The 14,978-nt window shown below is 43.1% G+C and carries 12 protein-coding genes; 7 read left to right on the top strand and 5 right to left on the bottom strand.

What is annotated here, in order from left to right; genetic code table 11:
* Positions 1-98: 98 nt before the first annotated feature.
* From ABS301_RS03675 to ABS301_RS03660, 4 genes are all read right to left on the bottom strand, one after another.
* Positions 99-2,681 (bottom strand): ABC transporter permease, encoded by a 2,583-nt coding sequence (locus tag ABS301_RS03675; RefSeq protein ID WP_349670933.1) that lies wholly within the window; start codon positions 2,679-2,681, stop codon positions 99-101.
* On the bottom strand, positions 2,678-3,364 hold the full coding sequence (locus ABS301_RS03670) for an ABC transporter ATP-binding protein (RefSeq protein ID WP_349670932.1): 687 nt from the start codon (positions 3,362-3,364) through the stop codon (positions 2,678-2,680). Before ABS301_RS03670 ends, ABS301_RS03675 begins: the two co-directional genes overlap by 4 nt.
* A gap of 82 nt (positions 3,365-3,446) precedes the next feature.
* The gene (locus tag ABS301_RS03665) at positions 3,447-4,436 is read right to left on the bottom strand and encodes a sensor histidine kinase (protein WP_349670931.1); all 990 of its coding nucleotides are present in this window, start codon (positions 4,434-4,436) and stop codon (positions 3,447-3,449) included.
* A complete protein-coding gene (locus ABS301_RS03660; RefSeq protein WP_349670930.1) occupies positions 4,423-5,109 on the bottom strand; it encodes a response regulator in 687 nt (228 codons plus the stop codon). The genes ABS301_RS03665 and ABS301_RS03660 overlap by 14 nt, the downstream gene beginning before the upstream one ends.
* Before the next feature lie 165 nt (positions 5,110-5,274).
* Between ABS301_RS03660 and ABS301_RS03655 the strand changes: the two genes are divergently transcribed.
* Positions 5,275-5,892, top strand: a complete 618-nt coding sequence (locus ABS301_RS03655; RefSeq protein WP_349670929.1) for an RNA polymerase sigma factor — start codon at positions 5,275-5,277, stop codon at positions 5,890-5,892.
* Positions 5,885-6,661, top strand: coding sequence for a hypothetical protein (locus tag ABS301_RS03650; protein ID WP_349670928.1), 777 nt, complete (start codon positions 5,885-5,887; stop codon positions 6,659-6,661). Before ABS301_RS03655 ends, ABS301_RS03650 begins: the two co-directional genes overlap by 8 nt.
* On the opposite strand, the gene ABS301_RS03645 is transcribed toward ABS301_RS03650, so the two are convergent.
* On the bottom strand, positions 6,662-7,609 hold the full coding sequence (locus tag ABS301_RS03645; protein WP_349670927.1) for a helix-turn-helix domain-containing protein: 948 nt from the start codon (positions 7,607-7,609) through the stop codon (positions 6,662-6,664).
* Positions 7,610-7,894: 285 nt separating this feature from the next.
* On the opposite strand from ABS301_RS03645, the gene ABS301_RS03640 reads away from it, so the two are divergent.
* The 5 genes from ABS301_RS03640 (at position 7,895) to gnpA (ending at position 14,931) form a co-directional block, all read left to right on the top strand.
* Complete coding sequence (locus tag ABS301_RS03640) at positions 7,895-8,851, top strand: ABC transporter permease (RefSeq protein ID WP_349670926.1); 957 nt, start codon at positions 7,895-7,897, stop codon at positions 8,849-8,851.
* A 12-nt stretch (positions 8,852-8,863) separates the two neighbouring features.
* Positions 8,864-9,778, top strand: a complete 915-nt coding sequence (locus tag ABS301_RS03635; protein ID WP_349670925.1) for a carbohydrate ABC transporter permease — start codon at positions 8,864-8,866, stop codon at positions 9,776-9,778.
* A gap of 32 nt (positions 9,779-9,810) precedes the next feature.
* Complete coding sequence (locus tag ABS301_RS03630) at positions 9,811-11,484, top strand: extracellular solute-binding protein (protein WP_349670924.1); 1,674 nt, start codon at positions 9,811-9,813, stop codon at positions 11,482-11,484.
* An 82-nt stretch (positions 11,485-11,566) separates the two neighbouring features.
* Positions 11,567-12,778, top strand: a complete 1,212-nt coding sequence (locus ABS301_RS03625) for a rhamnogalacturonan acetylesterase (protein WP_349670923.1) — start codon at positions 11,567-11,569, stop codon at positions 12,776-12,778.
* Entirely contained in the window at positions 12,775-14,931 is a 2,157-nt protein-coding gene (gene gnpA / locus ABS301_RS03620) for a 1,3-beta-galactosyl-N-acetylhexosamine phosphorylase (protein WP_349670922.1), read from the top strand. The genes ABS301_RS03625 and gnpA overlap by 4 nt, the downstream gene beginning before the upstream one ends.
* Positions 14,932-14,978 lie beyond the last annotated feature (47 nt).

Raw genomic sequence — 14,978 nt, 5'->3', positions numbered from 1 at the left:
ACTATGATTAATAAACTTCATATATAGAATACCATCTAACGTACTAACAATCAATAGCCTCTCCAAGCGGTCAACAGAGGGTATCCTGATATAATCTATTAAGTCATATCATTTCGAAGTGCATCAATAATATTCTCTTTTTTAATCCTCCCAATGGCGTATAACATAGTAATGAACACGATAAAGAGTACACTAAACGCGCTGATTATCATACTGCTTATAGGAAATATAAATTTAAAATTCTCCGTCCGTTCTGCGATTACAAATCCTTTGTAAATCAGCCAGGATAGGATTCCGGCTATTGGAAGTCCCAGTAAAAGTGCCCGCATACCATAAAAGATGCACTCAAATACCATCATTTTATTAAAAGCCCTCTCTGACATTCCGATTGAGCGCAGCATGGCCAGTTCCCGCCTGCGCAGTCTGATATTTGTGGAAATGGTGTTGAACACATTGGCGATCGCTATCAGTGAAATCATAATGACAAAAACATAGGTGAATACATCCGTAACAAATGTAAGGCTGTGAAATTGCTCAAGTATTTCATATGCATTGTATAAATGGTATTGGGACGTAATTCCCTCACTTTGTATAATTGATTCCATTTCAGCCGCTGACTGGGTAGGATTTTTCGACTGAAAGTTCATGCCTACGGTTACAGGACGATCTGTAATTTTGAATTTTTCTTTGAGTGAATAGGGTGCTATCACCATAAAAACACTGAGATCATTTTGAGACTGAGATGATTGTTTCGGTGGCGGATCAATGGGGTAAGTATCAACAAATGTAGTGTCTATATCCATATTCTGTTCTGCCAGTGGGGTACCCTCTATTCTGGGAGCGACAGGAAGGATTATGGAACGGTTTGCAAACAGATTAAACACTTCATCCGGTTGGTTTGTTCTGATATTCCGTTGTTTTGCAATGGCGATCATTTTCCCGTCTGGTCCGGTATATTCTTCTTCGGATAAACCTGATTGGTGAATAAAGTCCAGATATTCGCTGTCAGTAATAAACTGAAGATCCAATGGAATATGAACCATTTCATCCGGATTTGTATAGCCTTTAAATTGACGGTACTGATCCGAAAGATCACCAGCTCTGATGGTGCATGAATAAGGGCTGATTACCTGGTATGTGCTTTCATAAACCCCGTCTGCAGCCTTTAGTTTGTTGTAAAAAGGGAGCATTTCACTGTCGTTCATGTCCTGAACGTCAAACAGAATGTCATAATCAACATTTACCACAAGCTGCTGTATAAGACGTTTAAGCGTTGATCCAAAGGCATTACCTGATACGAATAGTACGACGCTTAGAACGAGAGAAAGCACAATGCTGCGATAGCGTTTTTTGTTCCTCTTAAAATTCTTCAGAGCCAGAGTACCCTCCAATCCGTAAATGCGACGGGATAGTTTTGATATTTTTAAATCTTTTGAATGGATTTTCACCTCGTTGGTCTGAAGGATATTTTCCATTACAGAAGTGCCTGCCGCTTTTCTGGCTGGAATATAGGCTGAAATCAGGATGGTCACCAAACTGACAGCAGCGGAGACAGCAATTGAAGCAGCAGATACCCACAAGGTTAAAGGTACGGTGATGTAAAGAATATTTTTAAATTTCTCTGCAACAGTGGGAAGGATCAAACCAATACTGCCAATTCCAGCCAGAATACCAATGGGAATACCAATAGCACCGATGCAAAGTCCTTCAAACAGAACCGAATTTCGAAGCTGTTTTCCAGTCGCCCCTACCGACGCGAAAATCCCAAACTGACGCGTACGTTCATTCAGGGAAATGTTAAACGAGTTATAGATAAGAAGAACCGATCCAGTCATTATAATAGCCACCAGAATTCCTCCGACTGTATATAGAAGTGTGTTGATCAGCCGGTTTTCCGATATGCCCATGAAACGCAGAATATAATCATTCAATAAGTAATCCTGTTTTCCAGCTTTGTCGCTTACATAGGCTTCCACCTGGCGTGGGTTTTTCAGTGTAACAAACAGGCTGTATCTGTCTGTGCTCAATTTTTCGTCCGCTTTCGTAATCAGGGTGTATCCCGGAGCGGAATGCTCTTCAAACCCCGGACGTTGGCAGATTCCCACAACCTGATAGGTTTTCTTTGACTTTGTCACCAGGGATTCTCCCGCAGTTCCTGAATGATAGGGGGTGTGTTGACTGAGATTCCTGCTTCCATCCACACGGTCTCCGATTTCAAGCGAAACTGTATCCCCAACTCGGAACCGGACACCTCCTTTTTCTGCAACGTGTGCCGGGACGAGAACCTCCCCGCTGTTTTCGGGAAGCCTGCCGGAGATCAGGTTTATGGGTAACATTTGAAATGCTTCGTCACTAAATCCTGCAATAAAAACATAGGGCTTTTCCGGGCTCTTTGCTCCTTTCAGTACAGCGTAACCGATATTTTCAACTGCTGCAATGCCGGTAATTTCTTTATCGTCAGCCCGTTCCTCAATGAAAGAAGAATCTACATCCGAAAATTCAACGTGCCAGTTTCCGTATTTTACAATGGAACCTCTTATGAGAAAATGGAGCAGAGAAGTGCCAAAGGCGGCGACTCCCGTAATCATGGCAGTGGATAAAACAACTCCGATAATCGTAACAATCGTTCTGGTGCGGTTCTTTTTCATGCTTTGCAGAGTGGCTTTATTTAATATATTCATGGCTGCACCACCCTTTGATCCCGTGTTACCTTGCCATCAGATATCCCGATAATTCGGTCTGCCTGCAATGCAATATTTTCGTCATGTGTGACAAGTATCAATGTCTGCCCATACTTTTTATTGCTTTCTTTCAGCAGTTTTATGATTTCATGCCCATTGCGGCTGTCCAGGCTGCCGGTGGGTTCGTCGGCAAGCATGACAGCCGGGGCATTCATCAGGGCGCGTCCGATGGAAACCCGCTGCTGCTGCCCGCCGGACAGCTGATTGGGCAAATGGTTTTTGCGATCCCATAGTCCAAGCATATGAAGAAGGTCATCGAGCCGCTCCTCATTGACAGGACGTTTGTCCATCAGGACAGGCAGTGTAATGTTCTCCACCACATTGAGAGTAGGAATCAGGTTATGAAACTGATAAATCAGTCCTACCTGTCGCCTGCGGAAAATAGCCAGTTTTTCATTGTTCTGGGCGTATACATCCTGTCCATCTAAATATATCTTACCGCTTGTGGGTACATCCACCCCCCCTATGATATGAAGCAATGTGGATTTACCGGAACCGGAGGAGCCGATAATAGCTGTAAATCCCCCTTTTTCAATTGTAAGAGAAACATGGTCCAGTGCGGTAACCTGACTGTCACCTTTCCCGTAGACCTTGCAGAGATTTTCGATTTTTAAGAACTCCATTCTGTGAGTCTCCTTTCCTATGGCTTACCCATAGAATAGAACTTTCTGCTTACACCCCAGTGACTTTTTGGTGAGAGATTCGTCACTTTGGAAAACGTATGATGAAAACAGCGCCTCCCTGGGGATGGTTTTTAGCGGTAACGGTTCCTCCGTGTCCGGTTATAATCATCTGGCAGAGAGAAAGACCGATCCCGTATCCGCCGGCGTTCTGGTTTTTTCCCTGATAAAACCGATCGAAAATGCAAGGTAAATCTTCTTCTTTAAAGCCGTTCCCGCTGTCATGGATTACAATATCGGTAAAGAGCGGAGTGTCTGTACCGTTAATCTCAAGTTTCCCTGTTTCGCCAGTACTTTCTAAACAATTCTTTAAGATGTTTTGCAGCGCTTGCAAAAGCCAGTTAAAATCCCCATAGATGATGAGCCCTCCTGTTGCATTGATTTGCAAATCAATCTGATGCAGTTCCATCTGAATGAGAAAAGGGTGTACTGAAGCATGGATTAAAGAGTTTACGTCGATAGGATCATGGTGAAATACTATGATACCTGCATCCAAACGGGATAATTTTAACAGGGTGGTAATGAGCCAGTCCATCCGTACAAGCAATTCTTCCATTTCACGAAGCAGCAGCTTTCTCTGATCTTCCTCCGGGTTATTTTCAAGCAGTGACAGAATGAGATTTATGGATGTAAGAGGGGTTTTCAGCTGGTGGGCAATATCTGCCAGTGAATCTGCAAGATGTTTCTTTTCTTTTTTTAATGCCTCATTCTGCTCCCGGATGCGCAGCGTCATTTTACCTATTTCACTGTGCAGTATGGAAAGCTCCCCTTCGTCCAATTCTCCAATATAGAGATGATCCGCATTATGAAGGAGCAGGTCGATCTCATTGGAAATGCGGGCAATATTTTTGTATCTGGTTTTTGTAAATGCAAAAAATACAGTACCAAAGGCAGCAGAAGAAGAGGCTGCAAGAACTCCTGCCCCAGTACTGATCACAAATCCCAGAATCACTGTGATGCCCGCCATGACAGAGAACAATATGGCAAACTGCCGAAACTCCTTATTCCGAAGCATTGCCGCCCCCCAATCGATATCCTGTCCCACGGACAGTGGTAATAATCTGTGGGTTAGCCGGATCGTCCCCGATCTTCAGCCGCAATCGTTTGATGTATACAGTCAGTGTATTGTCATTGACATACTCCCCCGCAGCGTCCCACAATTCGTCTAACAGCATACCCCTTGTAATGATATTTTTTGGATTGTTTAAAAACACCAGCAGCAGACGGTATTCCAAAGCAGACAGAAAAATTTCCATGCCGTTTTTTCTTACAATACCACTGGCCGTATCCACATGGAGTCCTCCAATCTCAAACTCAGATCCGGTACGCCCGCTTTTACGCAGGGCAGTTCTGATCCGTGCGATTAATTCACGGGGGCGAAACGGTTTTGTGATATAGTCATCTGCACCGATATTGAGCCCCGTAACCACACTGGCCTCATCCTGGCAGGCTGTCAGAAAGATTACGGGTATATGAAGGGTTTCCCTGATTTGTGTACATACAATAAATCCATTTCCATCAGGCAGTGAAATATCAATGAGCGCCAGATCAGATTTATTCTGTGAAAGTGCGGCAAGAGCCTCACCCTGGGTAGAAGCATGGTTGACTGTAAATCCTTCCGAACTCAGCAAAAGGATTAGGTTTTTAGCGATTGCCTTATCGTCTTCCACTAAAAATATACGCGGCATTCGTCTATCCTCCGATTTTTTATTTTAACACTATTACGCCCTATTATATTTCTTTTGACTGGCAGTTACAAGCCGAAGTATAATTTATAAATAAAAAAATGAACCGATCCGGGTCATTATGACTCTAAGTATATAGATGCATCTAAAAAGGAAAGGAAACAGGTTATGAACGAAGAAAAGAAGGCTTTGGTGGAACTCATGCTTGGCGGAAGCGAAGCTGCATTTGACGAGTTATACCGTTCCTCTTCCAAAAAGCTGTACCGTATGGCGTATTTTATCACTGGAAACCGGTCTGACAGTGAGGACATCCTGCAGGAGACCTTTGTAAAATGCTTTCTTTACAGAGACAAATTACGAGAACCGGAGCGATTTGAATCCTGGCTCTATCAGATTCTGGTGAGAACTGCCTGGCGGGTGGAAAAAAGGAAGAAAAGCAGGTCCGAACTCTCGTTTGAAGGGATTCTGGACCAGGAGGAAGATCACGTAAGAGCGGATTGGATTGAGGAAGATGAAAGGGGGAAAGGCCCCCTGGTAACGGTTTTAGAGGCTGAAACAGCTGGGCAGATCCGTGAAGCCCTTAGAAAACTTGATGTCAAATACCGTACCGTGATTCTGTTATATTATTACAATGAGCTAAGTACAAAAGAAATTGCCAGGGTGACAGGAACCATGGAGGGCACAGTGAAATCACGACTGTTCAAGGCAAGAAAGCTCTTGAAGGGAATTCTGGAAACGGAAGACATCCTGGAAGGGGAACAGGAAAGGGGGATTTGTCATGGCTAGAACCTCAGAAGAACAGTTAAAACGTTTTATCAATACAGAACTGGATTCCATAACTCCGGATATGGACGAAGAACGGCGGCTATTGGAAATCCATAAAAAATTAAATAAAAGGAGTAATTTTATGAATTTTCGAAAAAATAAATTTGCAGTGGCATTGACAGCAATCATGATCATCACGTTATTAGGAACAGTTACAGCAGTAGCGGCGGGGAAAATCACAGGTTTTATCAGTACAAGTGACGAAAAAGCACATTCCTCTGCGGAATTACGTGAATTGTCAAAAACCCAGATGCATGCCTCCCCCAAAATCCCAGACAATTTCTCAAATGGTATGACATTTGTGAACGGTTACATTGCACAGGTAAAGGGAGTTGACGACGATAACAATCAGGTTATCACCTATTCAGAAGCATACGCAAATTATGGCAGCAATCAGCAGGTGACCCTTACCAGCAACGTGCATCAGGACTTGGTTTCTGAAGACTCGGGTCTGCCGGGCCAGAATGAAGTCTATCAGGATATTACACTCAATGCCAGGGAAGAACAGTATTTATTCCTGCCTGAGGGGATAGAACCTACTGAAGAAGATAAGAAACTGGAAGAAGAAGGAAAACTGACGATCAGCTATGGATCCGGTCAGGAAGAACGCAAGCTGTTTCGATCCGTAAGCTGGTCAGAGAATGGGATCGATTATCTGATATTCACATTTGCGGATAAAGAACTGAATTCTTTGACCTCCATGGCAAAGGAAGTCATAGATATGAAATAATTATTTTTTCTTTAGAACCTCCGCATACATCCAGCCATTGTATTTAAACAAAGACTGATCCTTCAGGATAGACATCTGTTTTCGCCAGTCTCTGGGAGTCTCTCCCATGATGGCAAGAAAATGCCGGTTAAAACTGGAGATGGAGTGAAACCCCACCCGCTCAGAAATGGTTAAAACGGATTCCTCTGTCATGCGGAGTAAATCCGAAGCTTTTCTGATGCGGGTGGTATTTAAATATTCTAAGGGCCGATTTCCCATAATCGAAGAGAACAGCCTTCTAAAATGAGCAGGGCTTAAGCTGCATAAGTCAGCAAGCTGCTCCATGGGAAAGTCTTCCATATAATGATACCGGATAAAATCCAGAGCCGGAGCAATGACCAGCGCATTTTCAGGCGTCTGGTCTTTTTTCTTATGGTTTAAGGATGCAGCTCTCATAAGATTGGTTGCCAGTGCCAGAAACAGCCCACGGACTGCAACCTCAAAACCCGGTTCCTGTTTTTTCATCTCTTCTATTATTTCAGTGACAATGGAATATATAACCGGATAGTTTGTTTTCCCCATAATCAGGTTTAAATGATGATCCAGAAAGGAGAAGAGTTCCACATTATGAAGATCTGCACCAGAAAAAAATGGATGGAGCAGTTCGCCCATATCCACGAATAAATAAGACCATTTACTATTGGTTCCGGGCGCGCTGAATGTGGTGTGCGGGATGTCACAGGATATGGCAGTGATGTCTCCTGCGTAAAAGGAATAAGTGGTATCTTCAAATTTAATCGTTCCGCTGTCCGTCTCACACAGCCCGATCTCCAGGCAATTATGAATATGAAGCCGTCCTGAGGGTACATCAGAGATGCGCCAATGATCCCCAGTCAGAAGAAGCACAGGAAAATGAGCCGGTAAATCATAATCCCTGAATTCAATAACAGTCTTTTTCTTTTTGGACATTTATTCCTGATACCTCCTTCTTTTACTCCTATAATTATACATGATATCTAATTCTTATTTCAATCAATAATCTTTAAATAATTACCCGATATAATAAAAAATAAGACCTTAACCCAATAAAGTATAAAAGAATTCCCGGAAAATAGTGAAATAAGGCCATGACTCTTTTTGACCCGTACTAATAAATGATTGAAAATGCATAGTTTATAGATTGATTTGATTGGAAACAAAATTGTGCATTTTTTATAATGTAGTTATAGAAAATTACGGAGATGGGGGGATATTATGGTGAAATCTGAAATAGAGGCGGGCTTCCGTTTCAATAAGCAGAAAAAAAAGAATCGGTATCTTCGGTATTTGCAGCGGGACTGGCAGCTGTATGTGCTCATGGTTCTGCCAATGCTTTTTATACTGGTCTTTAAATTCCTGCCATACAGCGGTCTGTCCATTGCATTTAAGGATTATAAGGTGGCAAAGGGGTATGCCGGAAGTTCCTGGGTGGGATTTTCCATCTTTCATAAGGTTTTTGGCAAACGGGATTTTGGTCAGGCATTGACCAACACTTTGTTATTAAATATCCTGGATCTGGTATTTGGTTTTCCCATGCCAATTATTTTGGCACTTATCCTCAATGAAATCAAAAACAGATACTTTAAAAGTATTATGCAGACACTTTTGTATTTACCTCATTTTTTGTCCTGGGTCATTATTGGAGGAATCGGTTATTCCATGTTCTCCGTCAGCAGCGGTGTGGTAAATGTTCTGATCAAGAATGCCGGTCATAGTCCGGTTCCGTTTCTTCAGGAGAATACCTGGTGGCTGATCAGCTATGTGCTCATTGGTGTGTGGCAGTCCATGGGCTGGGGAACCATTATTTATCTGGCCGCCATCACCGGTGTGAATTCTGAGCTTTATGAAGCGGCAAGAGTGGATGGTGCCGGAAGGTTAAAACAGTGTATTCACGTAACACTTCCCTGCATACGAAGCACCATTGTAACGCTGCTGATTATGAATCTCGGAAAGCTGATGGGAGGCTCCTTTGAGCGGGTATTTGCCCTGGCCAATGCCAAGGCGACACAATATACCACCACGATTCCGGTTTTGGTGTATCGGTGGGGAATTGAAAGCGGAAAATTCAGCGAAGCAACTGCACTGGGGCTTTTTCAGTCCGTAATTGGTCTGGCCCTTGTGGTAGCGGCTGATTTAATAGCCAAACGCCTGGGTGAAGATGGTCTGATATAAGGAGGGGGAAAGATGAATCAATATCAATATAAAAAGCCCTGGGCATGGACCAGGACCAGAAAAAAGGATTTAGTCGTTGATGTGTTTTTCCATATTCTGCTCATTGCAATTTCCATGACATGTATGCTTCCGTTCATCCATATATTTGCAAAATCCGTCAGCAGAGAAGCATATGTAATTGCGAATAAGATCTTTCTGGTGCCAAAAGGAATCAACTTTGATGCTTACAGAAAAGTTTTACAGGATACATCGATTGTAAGATCTTTATATGTCTCCGTAATCGTAACGGTTTCTTTCACTGCGATTGGGACATTTCTTACCATAAGCGCTGCCTACGCCTTAAGCAGGGTTCAGCTAAAGGGCAGAAAAATCATGACATTTTTAATTATGTTCACCATGTATTTTACAGCCGGGACCATACCGGATTATTTACTGATGAACGATCTGCATATGCTGGATACCTGGTGGTGCATGATTTTACCTTTGTCTTTTGCAGCCTATAATTTCCTCATTATGAAAAATAACTTTAAGGCCTCCATACCAGACAGCCTGATCGAGTCAGCCTTAATAGACGGCGCCAGCCATTTTAAAATCTTAAGCTATATTGTGGTGCCGCTCTCCAAACCCATTATAGCGACAATTTCTTTGTTTTACGCGGTAGGACGGTGGAATGCTTATTCCGATGCATTGTTTTATATCAAGCAAAGGGTGGATTTACGTCCGCTGCAGTTAAAACTTTACTATCTGGTGGTTGCTGCCAGTGAATCCTTTAAAGCAGAAGGAGGACTAACGACAGGTCAGATCACCAATCCGGAGGTCTTAAAGGCTTCCTGTATTATTTTTGCAACATTGCCTATTATCTGTATCTACCCCTTTATACAGAAATATTTTGTACAGGGAACCATGATAGGTGCAGTAAAAGGCTGATGATAATGGTAAGAAAGAAAAGGAGGATATTCATGAGGAAAAGGATGAGTTTAAAAAGGGCAGCGGCATGGGGGACTATTTTTGCAATGACAGCAGGGCTGATGTCTGGATGCAGCGCCAAAAAGGAGGCGTCCGTCACTACCCAGGAGACGAAGAAAGAAGAAACCAGTCAGACGGCGGAAACTGAGACAAAAACGGAGGGAAAAAGTTACGCAGATTATTCCAAGGGCTTTCCTGAAAAAGTTACCATCAAGATCCCGGTGTATGACAGGGGGTTCGAAGGCTGGGATCCCGCAAATAATTATTACACCAACTGGATTCAAAAGGAATTTGGCGATAAATACAACGTGACAGTTCAGTATGTGGCAATCAACAGGCAGAAGGAGATTGCAGATTACATGCAGATGATCGCTGCCGGCAATGCCCCTGATATCATTTTCCATTATGATATGCCCCAGGCAGTAAACTACAATTCCGAGGGAGCCATGCAGGAACTGGACCTTGATGAAATAAAATATTATGCACCCGACTATTATAAGAATGCAGAGAAAATAATCAATCAATACGGAAAGCTGGATGGGAAAAATACATTCTTCTTTGCACAGAGAAATCCAATTTATTATAACTGGGTGACTCTGATCCGGCAGGACTGGCTGGATAAAGTGGGAAAACAGAAACCTGCCACAAGAGAGGAACTTCAAGAAACAGCCAAAGCGTGGAAGGAAGCCGGGCTTGGCAAGCTGGGAGCCCAGATCGTGAATAAGAGCTATACCTACGAGTATCCATTTATCAGCTCTTCCCCGGATAAAAAGGAATTGAATCTTTATCTTGATCTTAATGTTGCACCTCTTACCTGGAGTGCGACGAAAGCTTACTTAAAAACCATGAATCAGGAATTTAATGATGGAATTCTTGATCCTGAGTTTTACTTAAATGCGGATGATGCCGCATGGAAAGCAGACTTTGTTGCTGGAAATGCAGGAACCTATTCCTTCTATATTTCTGCAAACACGGATGTGATAAACAGTTTAAAGGCAAACGATCCAGGGGCTGAAGTTTCCGTTTTAGATCCTACCGCCCTGTCACCCAAAGACAGCCATCCGTATTATTATAAATATCCTCCATATGGAATGGTAATGGGAATCAACTCTAAAACTGATGAAAAGCAAAGAGCAGCAGTCTGGATGTTTTTAAACTGGATGTCCCAGCCTGAAAATCTCTTCTATTTACAAAATGGTGTTGAGGGCGCCAATTATACATTGGATTCCGACAAAATTGCAGTGCCTGTCAAGGATTTCAAGGGAGAATCCAAGCTGTCCAACAATAACAACAAGGATTACTGGTGTCTTGTTACAGAAATGACTGACTACGGCGACGATGGGAAAAATCTAAAAGCAAATACCAGGATGTTAGCTCCGGCTGGATATGAAGACCTGGTGAAACAATCCTATGATTATGCCAAAGAAGTGGAACAATATGGGCTGATCAGTCCGATTTTCACCAAGAGTGTCGCATCAACAGGTGAATATGCGGCAGACTTAACTGCCATGTGGCAGGAATTTTATGTAGATATGATTACTTGCAAACCGGAGGAACTGGATGCAAAGTATGAAGCGTATTGTAAAGAATATTTAGATAACGGATATCAGGAAATTCTGGATGAAAAACAGAAACTGATTGATTCCGGTGATTTTATTGCTCAATAAGAACATGGGGCTGTTGCGGATCTGGCAGCAGCCCTTTCTTAAAAAGAGAGCCATCGATCATGTACGGGTAAAAGGAGTTATTATGACACAATATGTTTTTTATCAGACAGAGGACAGGAAAACCACTGGAGTTCAAGTAGAACCATCCCGGTATTATGAATCCGGCGGTGGGTTTGGCTTTTCTTATTTACGCAGACTGCCCGAACTTAATACCGGATTTATTCCTGGTCCGGAGGTTTTAAAGAAAATTGAAGTAAAACAGGATCAGAATGGCTGCTATGTTGATTCCAAAGCAGCATTTTTTCCATTATCGTTCCAGGCAGATGTAAAGCAACTGGGAAATTATCTCATGACGATTACCCTTTATGCTGAGGAAGAGGAAAAAGAGGTACTCTTGTTTGTGGGCAGGAGGCAGCTGGTCTGGCGGGGCAGCTTAAAAGCCCAGGAAGAATGGAGCCAATCCTTTCCTGTTACCATTACGGATTTTATACCAAGAGGAGAAACCGGGCGGTTTCGGGATGGGGCTGTAAAAGTGACCGTAATCAGCCGGTCAGTCCGTTTAAAAAAGCTGGACATAAAAAAATGGAAGGGGAGGACGATCTATCTGGCGGGAGATTCTACTGTGACCGATCAGACTGCCGATTATCCTTACAATCCCGCAGAGAGTTATGGGGGCTGGGGTCAGATGCTCCCTGCATTTCTAAACGGCGCTTGTGCGGTTTCTAATCATGCCCACTCCGGTCTGACTACAGAAAGCTTCCGGACAGAGGGGCATTATAAGATTCTGATGGAGTATATCCGTGAAGGAGATATCTGCCTGTTTCAGTTTGGTCATAATGACCAGAAACTTGAACATCTGGGTGCAGCAGGGGGCTACCGCAATAATCTGCTCCGGTATATGGGAGAAATCCGAAAAAAGGGAGTCATTCCCGTATTCATCACACCCCTTGCCAGAAACAGCTGGCTGGAAAATGGAAAAATTTACGACGATCGATTAAAAGAATATGGGGAAGAAGTTATGCAGCTTTCAAAAAATATGGCAGTACCTGTGGTGGACCTCCATGAAATGAGTATGGAATTTATAAAAGAACATGGTCTTCACCAGTCTGAGCCATGGTTTTATCCCTCGGATTATACTCATACCAATGATTACGGTGCGTGGAAAATGGCTGGTTTTGTATGGAAGGGATTGATCAAATCGGGTGTGATATCATCGGACGGAAAGAAGATTCCTGTATGGGAACCCCCAAAAGGGGATGTCCGGTTATCAATAAATAAAGGAGAACATTTATGAGTGAGACAGAAAAAGGAAGTTTTACCCTTCCCGGAGAATCCGGCTATGAAGAATTAACCCTGCAGCTTGCAAAACGCTGGGGCGCAGATATGATACGTGACAGTGATGGAACGGTACTTTCTGACGAACTGATTAACGCAGGATATGGAATTTATTCTACAATCTGCCTGATTCGGGATCACAACCAATGGGCAGACGCTCATCCCCAGCAGCTTCAGCAGACTTTTTTAATCACAGAGCCCAGATCAGCAACCGTTGAAAACCTGGAGATTTCTTTGCTGGAAGATTTTTACAAGGAACAGTTTCGTATCAATGAAAGCCTTGAATCCATAAAATACTGGCAGGTATATGACCGAACGTCTAACATAGAGTTAAGCAGGGATTTCTGGAGCTATGATCCCCTGACCAAGACAGTAACAATCAGGAATGTTGTGCCTTATCATCAATACACCGTGAATTTTCTGGCGTATCGCATATGGGAAGAGATCTCCATGTATAATCATGTGACCAATCACTGGGAGAAAGAACACCTGATGCCTCTGGACCCAAGGCATGAAGAAACAAGAAACTATTTAAACAACTGGCTTAAAATATGGTGTGAAGAGCATCCTGCCACAACTGTGGTGCGTTTTACCTCTCTCTTTTACAACTTTGTCTGGATGTGGGGAAGCAGTGAGAGAAAACGAAATCTGTTCAGTGACTGGGGTTCCTATGATTTTACAGTAAGCCCGGCAGCACTAAAAGAATTTGAAGAGGAATATGGTTATGGTCTGGTTTCCGAGGATTTTATTAATCAGGGAAAATTTCATGTAACCCATATGCCGCCTGGAAGACGTCAGCTTGATTATATGGAATTTATTAACCACTTTGTGGTGGATTATGGAAAGCAGCTGGTAGAGCTGGTTCACAGCTATGGAAAGCAGGCCTGCGTCTTTTATGATGACAGCTGGATTGGTTTGGAGCCCTATCACAGCAGGTTTCAAGAGTTTGGTTTTGACGGGCTTATCAAATGTGTATTTTCCGGCTATGAGGCAAGACTTTGTGCGGGCGTACCGGTTAAAACCCACGAGCTAAGGCTTCACCCCTATCTGTTTCCTGTGGGGTTAAACGGAACGCCTACATTTGCTCCTGGAGGCAATCCCACAAAGGATGCCCTTGAATACTGGAACAGAGTCAGACGTGCACTCCTGCGACAGAAGATTGACCGGATCGGTCTTGGCGGATATCTTCATCTGACTGCGGATTATCCGGATTTTTGCAGCTGTATAGAGAAAATAGCAGATGAATTCCGTACCTTTAAGGGATTGCATGAAGCAGGAGAAGTGTATACACTTCCCATAAAAACAGCTGTTGTCCATGCCTGGGGGAAATTAAGGTCGTGGACTTTATCGGGACATTTTCACGAAACCTATATGCATGATCTTATTCACATAAACGAAGCCTTATCCGGCCTTCCATTGCAGGTTGAGTTTATAAGCTTTGAAGACATTAAAAATGGGGCATTAAATCATGTTGATGTTCTTATCAATGCAGGGGCGTATGGCACTGCCTGGAGTGGAGGGGATGCCTGGAAGGATGATGAGATCGTGGATGAAACAGCACGGTTTGTTCATAATGGAGGTGTATTTCTGGGAGTGAATGAACCCTCTGCGGCAGACGGATATCAGACTTTTTTCCGCATGTCACAGGTACTTGGAATTGATCAGGATACAGGTGCCAGAGTATGCCATGGGCGCATGGAATATAAAATAGAAACTATTCCCGGACTGATTCCAGAGGGAGCCCGGATAAATGGGAAAAAAGGCTTGTACTTAACGGATCAGGGAACCTCTGTCCTGGCAGAGGAAAATAATGTCCCGTCCATTACCTGTCATCCATTTGGAATGGGAGCCGGAATCTATTTAAGCAGCTTTTCATTTAACAATATCAATACAAGAATGCTGTTAAATCTCATCCTTTACAGCAAAAACAGGAATCTGGATCAGAACTATCTGACGGACAATCCAGAGACGGAATGTGCCTGGTATCCGGATTGCCGGACACTTGTAATAGTCAATAACAGTGAGTTCCCCCAGACTGCATCTGTTAAAACGGAGTATTCCGTGGTAAAATCTGTACTCGCTCCTTATGAAACCATAATAAAAGTGATGTGATCAATTGGAACAAAAGTTCAAAAATAATTGGTTAATTGTTATGAAAA

This window comes from Lacrimispora sp., assembly GCF_031982545.1.
GTDB lineage: Bacteria > Bacillota > Clostridia > Lachnospirales > Lachnospiraceae > Lacrimispora.
This window is presented reverse-complemented; position numbering and strand designations above follow the sequence as displayed.

Excerpts from the sequence above, each read along its gene's own strand:
- ABS301_RS03635 (WP_349670925.1), top strand. The coding sequence starts at position 8,864 with ATGAATCAATATCAATATAAAAAGCCCTGGGCATGGACCAGGACCAGA.
- ABS301_RS03660 (WP_349670930.1), bottom strand. The coding sequence starts at position 5,109 with ATGCCGCGTATATTTTTAGTGGAAGACGATAAGGCAATCGCTAAAAAC.
- ABS301_RS03675 (WP_349670933.1), bottom strand. The coding sequence starts at position 2,681 with ATGAATATATTAAATAAAGCCACTCTGCAAAGCATGAAAAAGAACCGC.
- ABS301_RS03645 (WP_349670927.1), bottom strand. The coding sequence starts at position 7,609 with ATGTCCAAAAAGAAAAAGACTGTTATTGAATTCAGGGATTATGATTTA.
- ABS301_RS03655 (WP_349670929.1), top strand. The coding sequence starts at position 5,275 with ATGAACGAAGAAAAGAAGGCTTTGGTGGAACTCATGCTTGGCGGAAGC.
- ABS301_RS03630 (WP_349670924.1), top strand. The coding sequence starts at position 9,811 with ATGAGGAAAAGGATGAGTTTAAAAAGGGCAGCGGCATGGGGGACTATT.
- gnpA (WP_349670922.1), top strand. The coding sequence starts at position 12,775 with ATGAGTGAGACAGAAAAAGGAAGTTTTACCCTTCCCGGAGAATCCGGC.
- ABS301_RS03670 (WP_349670932.1), bottom strand. The coding sequence starts at position 3,364 with ATGGAGTTCTTAAAAATCGAAAATCTCTGCAAGGTCTACGGGAAAGGT.
- ABS301_RS03650 (WP_349670928.1), top strand. The coding sequence starts at position 5,885 with ATGGCTAGAACCTCAGAAGAACAGTTAAAACGTTTTATCAATACAGAA.
- ABS301_RS03665 (WP_349670931.1), bottom strand. The coding sequence starts at position 4,436 with ATGCTTCGGAATAAGGAGTTTCGGCAGTTTGCCATATTGTTCTCTGTC.
- ABS301_RS03625 (WP_349670923.1), top strand. The coding sequence starts at position 11,567 with ATGACACAATATGTTTTTTATCAGACAGAGGACAGGAAAACCACTGGA.
- ABS301_RS03640 (WP_349670926.1), top strand. The coding sequence starts at position 7,895 with ATGGTGAAATCTGAAATAGAGGCGGGCTTCCGTTTCAATAAGCAGAAA.